At 48.4% G+C, this 16,029-nt stretch carries 15 protein-coding genes; 13 read left to right on the forward strand and 2 right to left on the reverse strand.

Features of this window, described 5'->3' with window-relative positions; all coding sequences use genetic code 11:
• Nucleotides 1-218 precede the first annotated feature (218 nt).
• A complete protein-coding gene (locus tag B0475_RS03715) occupies nt 219-773 on the forward strand; it encodes an ECF-type sigma factor (RefSeq protein ID WP_077410149.1) in 555 nt (184 codons plus the stop codon).
• Complete coding sequence (locus B0475_RS03720; protein WP_198538102.1) at nt 770-3,352, forward strand: serine/threonine-protein kinase; 2,583 nt, start codon at nt 770-772, stop codon at nt 3,350-3,352. Before B0475_RS03715 ends, B0475_RS03720 begins: the two co-directional genes overlap by 4 nt.
• 38 nt (nt 3,353-3,390) lie before the next feature.
• On the opposite strand, the gene B0475_RS03725 is transcribed toward B0475_RS03720, so the two are convergent.
• The gene (locus B0475_RS03725) at nt 3,391-5,166 is read right to left on the reverse strand and encodes a hypothetical protein (RefSeq protein ID WP_077410153.1); all 1,776 of its coding nucleotides are present in this window, start codon (nt 5,164-5,166) and stop codon (nt 3,391-3,393) included.
• 296 nt (nt 5,167-5,462) lie between these two features.
• Between B0475_RS03725 and B0475_RS03730 the strand changes: the two genes are divergently transcribed.
• On the forward strand, nt 5,463-6,383 hold the full coding sequence (locus B0475_RS03730) for a glycosyltransferase family 2 protein (RefSeq protein ID WP_077410155.1): 921 nt from the start codon (nt 5,463-5,465) through the stop codon (nt 6,381-6,383).
• A gap of 16 nt (nt 6,384-6,399) precedes the next feature.
• Here the strand turns inward: B0475_RS03730 and B0475_RS03735 are convergent, their stop codons facing one another.
• Complete coding sequence (locus B0475_RS03735) at nt 6,400-7,125, reverse strand: FkbM family methyltransferase (protein ID WP_077410157.1); 726 nt, start codon at nt 7,123-7,125, stop codon at nt 6,400-6,402.
• Between the two features lie 187 nt (nt 7,126-7,312).
• Between B0475_RS03735 and B0475_RS03740 the strand changes: the two genes are divergently transcribed.
• From B0475_RS03740 to B0475_RS03785, 10 genes are all read left to right on the forward strand, one after another.
• Nucleotides 7,313-8,065: an electron transfer flavoprotein subunit beta/FixA family protein gene (locus B0475_RS03740; protein ID WP_077410159.1), complete on the forward strand. Its 753-nt coding sequence runs from the start codon at nt 7,313-7,315 to the stop codon at nt 8,063-8,065.
• On the forward strand, nt 8,062-8,994 hold the full coding sequence (locus B0475_RS03745; protein WP_077410160.1) for an electron transfer flavoprotein subunit alpha/FixB family protein: 933 nt from the start codon (nt 8,062-8,064) through the stop codon (nt 8,992-8,994). The genes B0475_RS03740 and B0475_RS03745 overlap by 4 nt, the downstream gene beginning before the upstream one ends.
• 10 nt (nt 8,995-9,004) lie before the next feature.
• Nucleotides 9,005-10,522, forward strand: a complete 1,518-nt coding sequence (gene amaB, locus B0475_RS03750; protein WP_077410162.1) for an L-piperidine-6-carboxylate dehydrogenase — start codon at nt 9,005-9,007, stop codon at nt 10,520-10,522.
• A 480-nt stretch (nt 10,523-11,002) separates the two neighbouring features.
• On the forward strand, nt 11,003-11,836 hold the full coding sequence (locus tag B0475_RS03755) for a ferredoxin--NADP reductase (RefSeq protein WP_077410169.1): 834 nt from the start codon (nt 11,003-11,005) through the stop codon (nt 11,834-11,836).
• 96 nt (nt 11,837-11,932) lie between these two features.
• Nucleotides 11,933-12,955 (forward strand): quinone-dependent dihydroorotate dehydrogenase, encoded by a 1,023-nt coding sequence (locus B0475_RS03760; protein ID WP_077410170.1) that lies wholly within the window; start codon nt 11,933-11,935, stop codon nt 12,953-12,955.
• Complete coding sequence (gene murB, locus B0475_RS03765) at nt 12,939-13,934, forward strand: UDP-N-acetylmuramate dehydrogenase (protein WP_157892685.1); 996 nt, start codon at nt 12,939-12,941, stop codon at nt 13,932-13,934. The genes B0475_RS03760 and murB overlap by 17 nt, the downstream gene beginning before the upstream one ends.
• A gap of 135 nt (nt 13,935-14,069) precedes the next feature.
• Nucleotides 14,070-14,369, forward strand: a complete 300-nt coding sequence (locus tag B0475_RS03770) for a c-type cytochrome (RefSeq protein ID WP_077410174.1) — start codon at nt 14,070-14,072, stop codon at nt 14,367-14,369.
• A gap of 130 nt (nt 14,370-14,499) precedes the next feature.
• Nucleotides 14,500-14,805 carry a c-type cytochrome gene (locus tag B0475_RS03775; RefSeq protein WP_077410176.1) on the forward strand — a complete coding sequence of 102 codons (306 nt, stop codon included), beginning with the start codon at nt 14,500-14,502 and terminating at the stop codon, nt 14,803-14,805.
• A 12-nt stretch (nt 14,806-14,817) separates the two neighbouring features.
• Entirely contained in the window at nt 14,818-15,144 is a 327-nt protein-coding gene (locus tag B0475_RS03780; RefSeq protein ID WP_077410179.1) for a c-type cytochrome, read from the forward strand.
• A gap of 63 nt (nt 15,145-15,207) precedes the next feature.
• Nucleotides 15,208-16,005: an SDR family NAD(P)-dependent oxidoreductase gene (locus B0475_RS03785; RefSeq protein WP_077410181.1), complete on the forward strand. Its 798-nt coding sequence runs from the start codon at nt 15,208-15,210 to the stop codon at nt 16,003-16,005.
• Nucleotides 16,006-16,029: the final 24 nt, after the last annotated feature.

A 16,029-nucleotide genomic window follows, 5' to 3' on the forward strand; every position in this document is an offset into this window, starting at 1 on the left:
GTCTCAAACACATAAAAGCGTCCCACTGGTTTAATTTCTGAGCGTCAGTTATCAGTCATAAAGGCCTTCCGGTATGACCCTGAACAGTGGCTTAATCAAGCTGTTGCAAACCTGCCAGCCAGTTCACTGTATTCAAGTTGATTGATAAACTTTCACCCCTGACAAATCCAAAACAGGTAATATAATAAACCGTGACCACAACACAGCAATACCCATCAATGAACAACCAATCGCCCCCACATAATGATTCTCCAGGGCTGGCAGATGACCACTTAGACCAGGTGTTTTCCAGTCTGTACCCAGAGATCAAAAAGATAGCATATGCCCAGTTGCATCAATTGCAGGCTGGGCAAACCATTTCTCCCACCGTCCTGGTCAGCGAGTGTTACCTGAAACTGCAAAACAAAGACAACCTCGGATTGCACAGTGATAAACATTTTTACTGCCTGGTGGCCAAATGCATGAGGCAATTCCTGATTGATCAACTGCGGGCCAAAAACACCGACAAAAGAAACGCTGCCCTGCAAACCAGTCTGATGACCCAGTTAATGGGTGAGCGCAATGTAGACCTGAACTTCATGGAAGTTAACCGGGCGTTACTGCAACTTGAAAAAATTGATCACGGACTGTCAGAACTGGTTGAGTTACATTGTTTTGGCGGACTGACTTTCACCGAAATGGGGCAATTACTCGGTTATTCAAAACGACAGTTATTGCGTAAATGGCAAGTGGCCAAAACCATGCTGGTGACTTTATTGGGAGCCACATCGTGAACCAGGATGAGCAACACATCATAGACTGGCAATCGGCACGGGAAGTGTTTGAAAAAAGCCTGCATCTGAACCTTGCTGAATTGACCGAACAACCTGTGTATCAACAATTGACAACAGGTGCACAAGAAAAAGTCCGACAGCTTTTTGGTAACAAGCTGCATGAACTGACATTGCTTGACCAACCCGAACTACTGTTCCTCAGGTCCCTGAAAAATGCCGACCTCAGTGGTTCAACTCTGGGATCATACGAATTGACAGAACTGTTGGCACATGGCGGCATGTCATCAGTGTACCGGGCCAGAAAAAAAGCCGTTGAAGCTCAGAAAGATGTTGCCATAAAACTCATACCAGCCAATTTACGGACCCGTCAGACCATCGCACTGTTTAAAAGTGAGCTGGACACCCTGGCCCGCCTCTATCATCCCAACATCATAGCCATGCACCATGGTGATGTGGACGACTGTGGTACGCCATATCTGGTGATGGAGTTGGTCGAGCATTGTCTGCCCATCGATCAATATGTCCAACAGCATCAACTGACACCTCAACAAGTGATCAGTCTGTTCATCACCCTTGGACAGGTTTTGGATTACGCTCACCAAAATCAGATCATTCATCAGGACATCAAACCCAGTAATGTGGTAGTTGATCAGCATGGTCATCTGAAAGTACTGGATTTTGGAATCGCCGCTTTGACAGGGGCAGTACCCGATCACCGGGCTTACACCCCTGGTTATGCGGCCCCCGAACAACAGCGCAATCAGCACAGCCCCACAGCATCCAGCGACATCTTTGCATTGTGTTCATTGTTGTTACATTGCCTGACAGGTCACAATGATCAACAACGGGATTGGCAGCAATCAGCTTTACAGTCAGACTTGCTGGATGGCGATTTAAAAATGATCATTGCCAAAGGCCTGAAACAAAATGAGTCCCATCGCTACCGCACAGTTTCTGCCTTGGTGCTTGATCAGAACCTGTGGCAAAAAAAACTACCCATCAGAACCTTCAGCAACAGCTTATTCTACCGTGGTAAAAAGTTTCTGCAACGTCAGCCCCTGACCTTTGCTTTGGGTCTGTTGACCATGGTGTCGATGGTGACAGGCCTGCTGTTCTATCAGCATCAATATGAAATTGCGGCACTGGAAACTGCCAATGCCAGGCAAATCAAGCAGGTTTTGCTCGATGCCATTAAACAAACCGATCCGGAAATCAGTTTGGGTGAAGATTTAACGGTCAAAGACATGCTTCATCAGGTTGAAATTCATAACCTGCAAACTCAGCTAACAGACCCAAACATTCGACAGGAACTGCTGTTGACACTGGCTCAGGCCTTTTATCAATTGGGTGCCTATGAATCTGCCAGCAACAACCTCAACCAGGCCCTTGCAAACCAACCGGATGACCGTGAAGGTTTGCTGCTGATGGCTGAACTGGGACTGGCACAAAATGATGCAGTAATGGCGCAACAATACCTGCAGCGCTTCATCAATGTGAATGACGAAGCAAACACACCTCAGTTACTCAAAGGAGCCTTGATCAAAGCCGGTATTCTGGTGGCTGATGCCAATTTCAGCGCAGCTGAACAGCAATTTTCCTTGGCCAGGGAACTGACCACAATCAATGATGACATCCAGGCACAAGTTGATGTGCTGGCGGCCCATGCTGAAAGCCTGCTGGAACAGGATGAAGCAGAACAGGCCATCACATTGATCGGTCAAGCCATTCAACTCAGCGAAGAACACACCGGCCCGGAACACCCACTGACCCTCAACCTGAGGGCTCAATTGGCAGAAATGTTCCTCAGTTCGAGTGGCAACAGGGTCAAGCAAGCGGTCACCATGTTTGAGGCCATCATTCCTGCACAGCAAGCGCTGATGGGCGAATATCATCCAAGGGTAACCAAATCTCAGTTCTTACTATCCACTGCATTCAGAGCACTTAACCAACTGGACCAAGCCGCTGAGTATGCCAATCAAGCTTTGACAGGAGCCCAGCGAACATTTGGCGATCAGCATGTATTCACGGCCAAAGTAATGATGAGCCTGGGCGGGACTTTATTGGCTCAGGGCAAGTTGAAAGCGGCCATTCAACATGCCAGCAAAGCCGTCGGGATTTATAACAAACAATTGGGGGAAACACACCACGAAACGCTGCAATACAAGACCTCATTGGTAGCCATGTTGGTTAAGAACCAGCAACATCAGCAAGCACTCGATGAATTGTTGCAGATATTACCTGCTCAACAGGCCAAACTTGGTCCTCAGCACCGTGCCACTTTATATGTTGAAGTCATCCTCACCAAAACCCATACTGCATTGCAACAACTGGACAAGGGTGTTGCTGTGGGTGAACGCTGTTTGCGCAATGCCCAAAGTGACACCAGCCGCAACATCATGGAAGTCTATTGTGCTCTGGCACTTGAAGACGCTTATTATCAGCAAGGCCAGTATCGCGATGCCCTGAAGTTAATTGAAACTTACCAGAATGACCCCCTGATCACCAGCCAACCCCTGGCCCTTGAACAGTTCACCAGTCATAAAAAACACATCAAAGAGATTTCACCGCCAGTTAACTGATTCCTCCAGCCAGCGGTGAAATCGCGCCACCTAGTGTGTTAATCAAAATCATCAGCAAAGAGTACATCACTGCGGTAAGTTTCATCAGCGCCGGCATCAAATGCACCATGAAGGTTGGCCACATCCGGGTCGTCTAAAGCCCAGTCCTGCCCATCTATGTCAACATTCCAGCTGGTTGAGTCGGCACACAGATCAACCGCAGGAGAAGCAGGATCAAGGTGATAGTCCCTGCCTGCTGAGTCAACAAAATGATCAACGACAGACTGGACATTCTGTGTATTGATGTCGGCCCCGGAAATAGACTGGATTTCGTGCAATACAGAACATTTATAACTGGAAAACACCGGCTGGCCTGAATCATTGAAAGATTCCAGTACATCCGCTGAGGCATCGGTGATGATGCTGTACTCAACATCCATGGTGGCACCAAATGCCAGCAGCATCAGCGATTCATTGATCTGATTGTTGGCCAGGGTGACATTGCCCAATGTTATCCGACTGTCATCATCAATACTCAGCAACAGATAATTGTCACTCAAACCAGCCTGTGCGGGACCTCCATTGTCTGTGATCAGACTGGAGGCATAACTGATATACCCACCTGAGTTCACTGCGGCCACCACACCACTGTCCGCCCGATGCTCCTCAATGAGGCTGCGAACCACCCGCATATAAGCACCCGTTGTGGCATAAAACGCCCCGCCTGCCCCGACTGATACGCCACTGACATTAGCCCCTGCGGTGTTGCCTGTAAACCGGGTACAAGGTTGATTCATGGCACAAGAGGTACTGGCAGGATAAATGTTCACCCGACCCAGTAGTTCAGCCGCCACTGCCCCACCATTGGCAGCCGCATTGTCAGTGACAACTGCCTGATTCAAGGTGGCCACTGAACCATCACCAGTGACATACACCCCGCCTCCGAAGCCATTGCCATCGTTGTTGCTGTCAGCCAGGTTTTCCTTGATGACAGGAATGACATCAGCCGACAGCCTGACGGTGGAGAACAACCCCTGACCCTGAACATAGACCCCTCCTCCATGGGTACTGGCCTGGTTCCCCACTATGCCAGCGAAACCAGCCACCGACTGATCACCAGTATACAGCGCCACAACGCAACCAGAATCGGCATATACGCCACCACCATTCCCTTGATCAGGCAAGCCGGATGCTGCGGTATTAAACGCAATCCCGGTTTCTTCGAACAAGGATACCCGGCTTAATTCACAGGCCAGGCCGCCACCGTTTTGGGCGGTGTTATTGAACATGTTCACATGGTACATATTCACAGTCTGATTAACCCCACGGGCAAAAAAACCACCCCCTTTCCAACCACTGTTTTGACTGATGGTGACTTCATTCAATAACAGCCTCAACTCATCCCCGATCACATTCAAACCTCCGGATCGCTCATCCACCGGATCAAACAGACCATTTTTAATTACCAGTTTACTTAAGTTAAGACTCTGTGTGTCGCCATCACCGGTGATTTGAAAAACCGGACCATTGCTTCCCCCGTCAATGGTCACTGGGGTGGCAATGAAATTCCCCTCACAACTGTCATAACCGCCCTGAATCAGCATGGAACCAGGGGCATTGCTCAGGTCCAGGGTCAGGTTTTCCAGATAAACCCCATTGTTGATGTTGTTAGCGATTTTAATGACACTGTCTGAACCGGTCTCCAACAGATTCAATGCGCTTTGAATGGACTGAAACTGACAATTGTTATCAGCACCAACCCAGATGTCTGCCCGGGCAGGTTGAAATGCGACACAGCTGACCATCAGCCATAACAGGTGCATACGATTGTTCATGAACGACTCCTTGATTATTGATATTTACGATGACTTGGTTAACACACGGGAATCTGAAGTGCCCCGAAATAACCTGCTCACTTGTACATCCGTGAAAGGCTGCAAAGTGGTGACATAAAAAAATAAAAAAACATCATCCATGCTCAGCAATTGATGGCCCAAAATCAGACATCAGGCCAACAACCACTGAATCTACTGATCGAAAACGACAAAGGCTGTAACAAAATATATCGTATAATGCCCTTCGCTCATGCCCGATCTATGATCATCCTAAAACCGCAAGTAAGCAAAACGCCATGAATCAACAAAAAGCTTTATCCATCATCATTGTGAACTACAACAGCTGGGAACCAATGAAATCATTGTTCAAGACACTGGCCAAACAGACCATGAAGGATTTTGAAGTGATTGCTGTAGACAACGCATCTACATTGTCACAACCTGAGGGTATATTCGCCCCCCTGAAACAGGCAAGCATTGACCATCAGTTCATTGCACATGATCACAATGCTGGATTTGCTGCGGCCAATAACATCGGGGCCGAAGCAGCCACCGGTCAGTACTTGTTGTTTTGTAATCCAGACATCGAGATTCCTGGTGATGGCCTGGACACTTTGTTAAGGGTTTATCAGGACAATGATGTTCACATACTCAGCTGTGGTCAAAAAAACCAATTGGGACAAGCCAAAGAAACCGGCGGCAGTTTTCCAGGAATTGCCAGGTATGCCCCCTTGTTGGGTGGTTTCTTCAAAAAACACAAAGCCGCGCCAAGCCAGGCTCAAATCCATCCGGTAGACTGGGTTTCGGGGTCCGTGGTGCTGATCGGCCGCGATGAGTTTGACCGCTTGCGTGGGTGGGATGATGACTTTTTCATGTACATGGAAGATGTCGACCTGTGCCACCGAGCGCACCGACAACAAATGACCGTAGGCAATACCATGGATACCATCTGGGTGCACCATCATGGCCTATCAAGTCAATCAGACACCGCTGACAGGGTGCGCAGTAAAACTTCTGCGATCATCTCCAAACACACCTACATCAGCAAATACTTCAACGGCCTTCGGCGTGCCACAGGACATGCATTTGTGTTCATCAAATATGCGCCAGAATTGGTCCTGGCCGCATTGCTTTCATGGCTGATTCCGGCAAAAGAATTGCGCCTCAGAAGACAAATCCTCAGTAGCTATTTGCGTAAGTTACAAGAAAAAAAATGATCGGCGGCATGCATAATTATGTCGAATGGATAAAACACATTTCCCTGCCTGCAGGTGAAATATAGCCTATTTGATAGCCGGCATCCCGCAATTCTGCCACCGCATTGATGGTTTTTTCTTTACCAATGCCTTTAAAACGGTGGTGAAACTCAACCATGATCATTGCTGGCCGGATGCCTGATGAAAGCACGCTATCAAGCACTTCATATTCAGCCCCCTCAACATCCATTTTCAACAAATCGATGTGATCGTGCTGCATCTTTGTCATGGTTGAACTGACCGTCAGCGCAGGCACTCGAACACCGTCATCACGGTCTTCTTCCTGTTGGTGAAAACTGAACATGATTGCAGATTTGCGACCATGCTTATCAAGCAAAGGGTAAAGAAAATATTCGCCATCCTCCGCAGCGCAGGCCAATGGAGTAAAGCAAAACTGATCCGGTAATTGCTGTTGAGCAATCCACTCAACAGCGTACGGGGTGGGATCAAAAGCAAACACCCGGGCTTGTTTCTGCTCGATCAAGGCCAATTCAAAATCGATGTCGTCACACACCCCAAAAGTGTATACCACAGGTTCATCCGGCAACCGGTCTGCCGGAAACCCCCAATCACCAATGATGGTGTTTTTCACCTTCAGGTCTTCGTCAAACCGGGGTTCACGACCATACATCTGCCGCATGCGCAGTTTGGCCCGTTGAAAAAAATCACTCTTTTCAAACTTTTTCCAGTAATTGGTCGCCATGCAATTAAACCCGTTTTAAATGCGGTATTCTAGCAAAACCCAGAGACAAAATCGCAGCCTTGTGAAAGTTCTGTAGCAGAAGCGATTGAAACCCCGATAAATATTGATTTGCGAGCCCTTCACTAGTGATATTCAAAGACCAAAGTGATATAATCCCACGCCTTTTAACAGACCTAAAATAACTCACATGAAAATTCTTGTAGCTATCAAGCGTGTGGTTGATTACAACGTGCGCGTTCAGGTTAAACCTGACGGTTCGGGTGTCGCCACAGATGGGGTCAAAATGAGCATCAATCCTTTTGACGAAATCGCCATTGAAGAAGCCCTGCGCATCAAAGAGCAAGGCAAAGCCGACGAAGTCGTGGTGGTCACCATTGGTACCAACGACTCACAGCAACAACTGCGCACCGCCATGGCCATGGGCGCTGACCGCGCCATTCTGGTGGAGAGTGATGTCGCTGTCCAGCCATTGCAAGCCGCACAGGTACTGTTAAAAGTCATCGAGCAAGAATCACCAGGACTGGTCATTACTGGCAAGCAGGCCATCGATGATGACAACAACCAAACTCCGCAAATGTTGGCCACACTGTGGAACAGACCACAAGCCACTTTTGCCTCAAAGATTGAATTTGTTGACGGTGGCCTGCAGGTTACCCGAGAAGTGGATGCCGGCCTGGAAACCATCCAGGTTGAACTGCCTGCTGTGGTATCAACTGACCTGCGTCTGAATGAGCCCCGTTTCGTGAAATTACCGGACATCATGAAAGCCAAACGCAAACCACTGGATGTCAAAGCCATTGGCGAACTGGCTCCTGACCTGCAAGGCAAAGCCATTGAAGTGACTCAACACGAAGCCCCTCAACCCCGCCAGAAAGGCATCATGGTTGAGACTGTGGATGAGTTGATCGAGATTTTGAAAGACAAGGGGTTGGTATCATGAGCAAAGTATTAATTCTGGCCGAACACAACGGCAATGCAATCAATCAATCAACTGCCAAAGTACTGGCAGCCGCTAAACAGCTCAACCCTGAAGCGATTGACGTGATGTTGTTTACCGGCAACACCGGGCTGGCAACACAAATCGCCGGACACGAGGGTGTGAATCAGGTTTTTTGTGTGGCTTGTGAAGACAACCACGACCAATTGGCCGCTTCCATTGCACCTACGTTGGCTGACAAAGGCAAAGAATACACCCATGTCTGGGGACCATCGACCACTTTTGGTAAAGATGTGATGCCACGTGTGGCCGCACTGCTGGGTGTTAATCAAGTCAGCGATGTGATGGAAATCATCGACGCCCATACCTTCAAGCGCCCCATCTATGCCGGCAATGCAATCATCACGGTAAACACCGACACCGCACAAATTGTAGCCACAGTTCGAACCGCTTCATTCAGCGCTGATAAAACCACCGGTGGTTCAGCATCGGTAGAAGAAAGCACACTGAATACCGCCGCCAATCACACATCTTTCGTGAAATTGTCCAGCGGTGACTCTGATCGTCCAGATTTACAGACTGCTGACAAAGTCATCTCTGGTGGCCGTGGCGTGGGCAGTGAAGAAAACTTTGCCATCGTCTATCAACTGGCAGACAAAATTGGCGCAGCCACAGGAGCCTCAAGGGCTGCCGTGGACGCCGGCTATGTACCCAATGACATGCAAGTGGGTCAAACCGGTAAAATCATCGCCCCTGACCTGTACATGTGTTTCGGCATTTCCGGTGCCATTCAACATTTAACCGGCATCAAAGACGCCGGCACCATCGTGGCCATCAACAAAGACGGTGACGCGCCGATTTTCGAAGTGGCCGATGTGGGCCTGGTTGGCGACTTATTTAAAATCATTCCTGAAATGATGGAAAAACTCTGAGGTATCAACAATGGATTTTTTAAAAGAACTCGGTCTTAAAGATGTCAATTTCGGCACCTGCACAGATCACAATGAATGGTCAACTGATGAATCAGCTGGCCTGATTGAATCACACAATCCTGCCACCGGCGAGTTGCTCGGCAAAGTGGTTTCAGCATCTGAAGCTGACTACGAAAATGTCATCAGCAAAGCGCAAGCGGTATTTAAAGAATGGCGCAAAGTCCCTGGCCCGCAACGTGGTGAAGCGGTTCGACTGGTCGGGGAAGCCCTGCGTAAACACAAAGATGCCCTGGGTTCACTGGTGGCCGCCGAAATGGGTAAAATCAAATCCGAAGGTGACGGTGAAGTTCAGGAAATGATCGACATGGCTGATTTTGCCGTTGGTCAGGCTCGCATGATGTATGGCAACACCATGCATTCAGAACGCCCGGGTCACCGCATGTACGACCAATGGCATCCATTGGGTGTGGTGGGCATCATTTCAGCCTTCAACTTCCCTGTGGCCGTGTGGTCATGGAATGCTTTTGTTGCAGCCATTTGTGGCAATGTGTCAGTATGGAAGCCCAGCCAGAAAGTACCGCTGTGCTCAATCGCTGTGCAAAACATCTGCAACCAGGCACTGAAAGACGCCGGTTTCCCACCGATCTTCCTGCTGTTTAATGACGACAGTAATGAACTGGCTAAAAAGTTCGTTGATGACAAGCGGGTAAACCTGGTTTCATTCACCGGATCAACACAGGTTGGTAAACAAGTGGGGGTTCAGGTGGCCAAACGCATGGGTCGCTCATTGCTGGAACTGGGTGGCAATAACGCCCTGATCGTTGACAAATCGGCTGATCTGAAATTGGCAGTGCCGGCCATTGTGTTTGGTGCTGTGGGAACTGCAGGACAACGCTGCACCACCACCCGTCGTTTGTTTGTCCACGAAGACATCGCAGAAGAACTGACAGAAAAAGTGGTCAATGCTTATAAACAAGTTCCCATTGGCAACCCATTGGATACCAACACACTGATGGGTCCCCTGATCGATGAAAACTCAGTTAACATGTACCTGAATGCAGTGGAAAAAGCCAAGGCAGCTGGTGGCGAAGTGCTGACCGGAGGAAACCGTGTAGATGGTCCTGGCAATTTTGTTGAGCCATGTGTGATCAAAGCACAGGCTGACTGGGATGTGGTAAAAACCGAAACTTTTGCCCCCATCCTGTATGTCATGACATTCAGTGATCTTGACGCAGTGATTGAAGCGCAAAATGACGTGGCACACGGCCTGTCATCAGCCATTTTCACCAACGATTTGCGCCAGGCCGAGCAATTCCTTTCATCGGCGGGTTCAGACTGTGGCATCGCCAATGTCAACATCGGGACTTCTGGTGCTGAAATCGGTGGCGCCTTCGGCGGAGAGAAAGAAACCGGTGGCGGACGTGAAGCCGGATCCGATGCATGGAAAGCCTACATGCGTCGTCAAACCAACACCATCAACTACTCAACCGAACTGCCCCTGGCACAAGGCATTAAATTTGATATCTGAGGGTTGAAAACTGTTTGATGAAAAAGGGTCCTGCGGGGCCCTTTTTTATTGCTCACATCGCTGTTTATTCATACTGATTGAATTCCTCATTCTGCTCATGTCAAACTCAGTCATGACAACCACACAGAACCAGAACTGTCTCTTAACAATTATTAATACATTAAACCAATCACGCCCCCATTAGGCACACCAATATACAAATGAACATCCACTTTGCTGCAACAACTGTGTCTGCTGCATGTAATGACTGCCGTTGACAGATGATCACAACAGAAAACCACCGTCAATTGACTCAGACTTATTGTCCGGATACCAACTGCTGATGGCAATTTAAACCAATGTTTGACAACAGTCAAAAACAGCCTCTGTTGGGGTTTAATTTACCCGCCAAATCAGTACAATGCACAGGCAGCAATACACAGAAGCTGAAGCGATTTGACCAGTCGCTTTATTGAAAAACAATTACCGCCAGGTGTACCCATGAATTTACCCAACCAACAAGTGGCTCCAACCACCGAAACCAATGCCACTGAAGTCAGAAACGCCTATCCCGAAGTGGTCACTGAAGTGCACCATTGGAATGATAAATTATTCTCTTTCCGCACCACCAGAAATGATGGGCTGCGGTTTGAAAACGGCCAGTTTGTCATGGTCGGTCTGGTGATCAACGGCAAGCCAGTGATGCGGGCCTATTCCATAGCCAGTCCTAATTACGCCGAGCACCTGGAGTTTTTCTCCATCAAACTGGAGCACGGACGACTGACATCTCATTTGCAAAATCTGCAGCCCGGAGACACGGTCTGGATCAGCAAAAAACCCACAGGAACCCTGCTCCTGCATGATGTGCATCAGGCAGATAATCTGTTCATGCTGGCCACCGGGACTGGCCTGGCTCCGTTCATGTCATTGATTCAGGATCCTGAGGTCTACGAAAAATTCAAACGGGTCATTCTGGTACATGGCGTCCGACAGAACAACGACCTGGCCTATAAAGACTTCATTGAAAAAGAATTACCTGAACACGAATACCTGGGTGAGATGATCAGAGATCAACTGATCTATTACCCCACAGTGACCCGTGAACCAGCCTTGCATGCCGGCCGGGTGACTGAGATCATCAGCTCTGGCCAATTGACCTGCGACTTGGGATTACCAGCACTGAATCCACAAACTGACCGGGCCATGTTGTGCGGCAATCCAGCCATGCTCAAAGACAGTTGTGCACTGCTGGACGAGCTGGGCTTTAATATATCCCCACGCATTGGTTATCCGGGCGATTATGTGATTGAGCGGGCCTTTGTCGATAACGGCTGAGTGAATCATCTGGCGCTTGCTGAACCCAGGGGTTTCTCGGCACGCTTAAATGCATTAAAATTCAACCACACTTTCTGAAGATGGTTTGATTTCGCTATGTTTGAATGGCTCGCCCGCAACACCCTGCAACACCTGCCGCCGGAACTGGCCCACGACCTGGCCATCAAAGCCCTGGGCTCTCCCCTTGCTGTTTTTGCCAAAGCCCCGACGGTGAACAACCCGGTTGAGCTGATGGGCATCACTTTCCCCAACCCAGTGGGGTTGGCTGCCGGCTTTGATAAAAATGGCGACGCCCTTCACGGACTGAGCAAACAAGGTTTTGGATTCCTGGAAATCGGCACCATCACTCCCAAACCCCAAGCCGGTAATGACAAACCCAGGTTGTTCAGACTCTCAGCAGATCAAGCCATCATCAACCGCATGGGCTTTAACAACAAAGGCATTGATCACCTGGTTAAACAAGTCAAAAAATCTTCTTATCAAGGGGTATTGGGGATCAACATCGGAAAAAACAAAGTCACCCCAAATGAACGGGCGGTGGATGATTATGTGCACTGCTTTGAAAAAGCCCACACCTTGTGTGACTACATCACCGTAAATATTTCATCTCCCAACACCCCGGATTTACGTGAATTGCAAAACGATCAGGCATTGACTGACCTGCTTAACGGTGTCAAAGCCAAACAGCTCGAATGTGAACGCAAAGACGGAAAATACACCCCCATTCTGGTGAAAATTTCACCGGATCAAAACCCTCAACAATTGGCTTTCATGGTTGAGCAAATCAAAGCCGCAGGTTTTGACGGGATTATCTGTACCAACACCACCATTGACCGGCCGGATTCACTACAAAGCGAATCCTCACTGACCAGGGAAAGTGGCGGTCTCAGTGGCAGGCCATTACAACAAAAATCAAACCAGACATTGGGACTGGTCAGAGAATTTGCCGGTGAAAATTTCCCAATTATTGCGGTTGGTGGTATCATAGATAAACAAGACGCACTGGACAAAATAAAACTGGGGGCAGACCTGATCCAGATTTACACAGGATTTGTACTCAAGGGTAATCAACTGATCAAACAAATAAATGACCATCTGAATAGTGAAGATACTGCGTAACCACAACCTGAAAAACCTCAACACCCTGGGCGTCGATTGTTGTTGTGAGCAGTTTGCCGAAATCAATTCACTGGCTGACCTGGAAGCCCTTCCCAAAGACATTAAAATCACCGAAATGCTGGTATTGGGTGGCGGCAGTAATTTATTGTTCACTCAGGACCTACCTCGTTTTGTGGCCCACATCAAACCCCGCAAACACATCACCATCGTTGATAACCTGGTGGTCGCCTGGGCCGGCACCGTTTGGGATGACCTGGTACAATGGGCGGTACAACGAAACCTGGGCGGGATTGAAAACCTGGCGGCCATACCGGGCCTGGTAGGTGGCGCACCTTTTCAGAACATTGGGGCTTATGGAGCGGAGATCAAAGACTGCCTGGTATGGGTTGAGGTATACAACTGGCACACCGGACTGTATCATCGCCTGAGCAACGAAGAGTGTATGCTTTCCTACCGGCACAGCATATTCAAATACCATGACCAACCCTGGATCATCAGTCGGATTGCCCTCGATTTACGCCCCGACAATCCCATCAATGTCAGCTATGGCCCTCTGAAAACAGTGTTTGATAACCTTGGGGGTACCCCAACATATCAACAGGTAGCCACCGCGGTGACGCAAATCCGCGCCAGCAAACTCCCTGACCCTAAAACATTGGCCAATGCCGGTAGCTTTTTCAAGAACCCCATCATCAGCGATCAGCAAGCCAAAAGATTACAACGCCGTTTTAAAGAAATGCCATTGTTTGATACGGGCCAGCCTGATGAGCACAAAACCAGTGCCGCCTGGTTGCTTGAACAATGTGGTTTTAAAGGACACAAGGAAGGCGATGCCGGTTTTTATGACAAACACGCACTGATATTGGTGAATTACGGTAACGCCACCGGCCAGGACCTGTTGCGCATCAGCAAGTCTGCCAAACGTGCAGTGAAGAATAAATTTGCCATTGAGCTGGAAGAAGAAGTCAGGGTTTTGTAAAACATTGTCAGCAAATACAATAACTTGATCCAGATCAAAAATCAGTCAGTTTCCTCTGTTTTTATTAACTGTTCTTAACCATTGATTCCTTAATAATGATAAGCTTGCCCTGCTTTTATTTATTGGATAATCCACATGAAAAAAATAACTGTTCTGTTACTCACATTAGGTCTGTTTTCCGCTCCTGCCATGGCTGGAGATGTTGAAGCAGGTAAAGCCAAATCCGTGGTTTGTGCAGCGTGTCATGGACCTGCAGGCATCAGCTCCAATCCATTGTGGCCCAACCTGGCCGGACAAAAGGAAGCGTACCTGGTCAAACAAATCAAAGCTTTTAAAAGCGGCGAACGCAAAGACCCAAGCATGGCGCCTATGGTGGCAGCACTGACCGATGAAGACATCGCCAACATCGCTGCATATTACGCCAGTTTGAAATAAACACGATTTTCATCCAAGCACGTGATTAAAGGGTTGTTCTGCAACCCTTTTTTTGTGGAATTGAATTGAATTAGATTGAGAGATGGCTGTGATCTGACTATAATGGTCACTTTTTATAATTTGGCACGAAATGAAAAAAATACTGACACTGGCTCTGGTGCTTTCATCATTCCAATTATTCGCTGAAGGCGATGTAGAAAATGGCAAAAAAATTGCCTACACCTGTACAGGTTGTCATGGCATTCCTTTTTACCAAAACACCTACCCTGCTTATCATGTACCCCGACTGGGTGGACAGAATGAAGCTTACATCGCTCTGGCGCTGAAAGCCTATCGATCCGGCGAAAGGAGCCATTCCACCATGCAGGCCCAAGCCGGCAACCTGACTGATCAGGACATTGCTGACATCGCTGCCTATTTTTCATCGCTTAAATAACAGGAATCCATCATGAAAAACGTTTTGATTTTATGCTTATTGTTTGTGGGTTCAACAGCCATTGCCGGCGATGCTGAAAAAGGCAAAGAAAAAGCCCAGCAAGTCTGCGCTACATGTCACGGTATGGATGGTGTGGGCATTGACAATACTTACCCAAAACTGGCTGGTCAGTATGCCGATTACATGGAACGCGCATTGAAAGACTATCGTTCAGGTGCCCGTAAGAATGCCATCATGGCCGGTTTTGCAGCCACATTGACTGACGAAGACATCGAAAATGTAGCCACTTACTACTCAACCCTGAAAGAAAACCGGTTGCGAGATCTGACCATTAAATAGGTCAGCACCGATTGACACCAAAGGCCAGATTTCTGGCCTTTTTTTTGCTTTGGAGAAACACAGATGACAACATCATGGGCACTTGTTACCGGCGCATCAGCCGGACTGGGTAAACAATTTGCTTTACAATTGGCCGCTAAAGGACAGGCAGTTTTACTGGTCGCCAGGCGTGAAGCGCAACTCAAAGAACTGCAATCTCACATCAAAGCAGCCCATCAGGTTGAATGTGAGTACCTGGCACTGGACCTCAGCGAGCCTGATGCCAACCAAACCCTGTTTGATCATTCTCAGCAAAATAACTGGCAAATAGACACCCTGATCAACAATGCAGGATATGGCGTACCTGGTGATTTTGATGCGGTTGACTGGCAGACTCATCAGGACATGTTACAAGTGATGCTCACATCGGTGATTGAGTTGTGCCACCTGTATTATCCGTTGATGAAACAACGTCAACAAGGCCAGATCATCAATGTATCATCGCTGGCTGGCTTGACTCCAGCCACAGCAGGTCACACCCTTTATGGTGCAGTAAAGGCTTTTCTGGTTAAATTCAGTCAATCCCTGCATCTCGAAGCCAGCGATCATGGGGTGCATGTAACGGCTTTGTGTCCCGGTTTTACTTACACAGAATTCCATGATGTGAATGGCACCCGCAAGATGGTCAGCACAATGTCGAAAAAACTATGGATGTCTGCTGAAGATGTGGTATCCCAGGGGCTGCAGGCCGTGAACGATAACCAGGCTGTCTATATCAACGGCTGGCGTAACCGGTTGATTGCCCGGTTATGCAAACTGTTGCCAGAAAGCCTGGTGCGCTACCTGATGAAAGGCAGTATAGCCAAATTCCGCAAACGGTAAACAGCCAGGGCATGAACCTGCCCC

This window comes from Marinicella sediminis, assembly GCF_002000055.1.
GTDB lineage: Bacteria > Pseudomonadota > Gammaproteobacteria > Xanthomonadales > Marinicellaceae > Marinicella > Marinicella sediminis.

Bases quoted from the DNA above. Each gene is read 5' to 3' on its own strand.
- B0475_RS03715 (WP_077410149.1), top strand. From the start codon at position 219: ATGAACAACCAATCGCCCCCACATAATGATTCTCCAGGGCTGGCAGAT.
- B0475_RS03725 (WP_077410153.1), bottom strand. From the start codon at position 5,166: ATGAACAATCGTATGCACCTGTTATGGCTGATGGTCAGCTGTGTCGCA.
- B0475_RS03730 (WP_077410155.1), top strand. From the start codon at position 5,463: ATGAATCAACAAAAAGCTTTATCCATCATCATTGTGAACTACAACAGC.
- B0475_RS03735 (WP_077410157.1), bottom strand. From the start codon at position 7,125: ATGGCGACCAATTACTGGAAAAAGTTTGAAAAGAGTGATTTTTTTCAA.
- B0475_RS03740 (WP_077410159.1), top strand. From the start codon at position 7,313: ATGAAAATTCTTGTAGCTATCAAGCGTGTGGTTGATTACAACGTGCGC.
- B0475_RS03745 (WP_077410160.1), top strand. From the start codon at position 8,062: ATGAGCAAAGTATTAATTCTGGCCGAACACAACGGCAATGCAATCAAT.
- amaB (WP_077410162.1), top strand. From the start codon at position 9,005: ATGGATTTTTTAAAAGAACTCGGTCTTAAAGATGTCAATTTCGGCACC.
- B0475_RS03755 (WP_077410169.1), top strand. From the start codon at position 11,003: ATGAATTTACCCAACCAACAAGTGGCTCCAACCACCGAAACCAATGCC.
- B0475_RS03760 (WP_077410170.1), top strand. From the start codon at position 11,933: ATGTTTGAATGGCTCGCCCGCAACACCCTGCAACACCTGCCGCCGGAA.
- B0475_RS03770 (WP_077410174.1), top strand. From the start codon at position 14,070: ATGAAAAAAATAACTGTTCTGTTACTCACATTAGGTCTGTTTTCCGCT.
- B0475_RS03775 (WP_077410176.1), top strand. From the start codon at position 14,500: ATGAAAAAAATACTGACACTGGCTCTGGTGCTTTCATCATTCCAATTA.
- B0475_RS03780 (WP_077410179.1), top strand. From the start codon at position 14,818: ATGAAAAACGTTTTGATTTTATGCTTATTGTTTGTGGGTTCAACAGCC.
- B0475_RS03785 (WP_077410181.1), top strand. From the start codon at position 15,208: ATGACAACATCATGGGCACTTGTTACCGGCGCATCAGCCGGACTGGGT.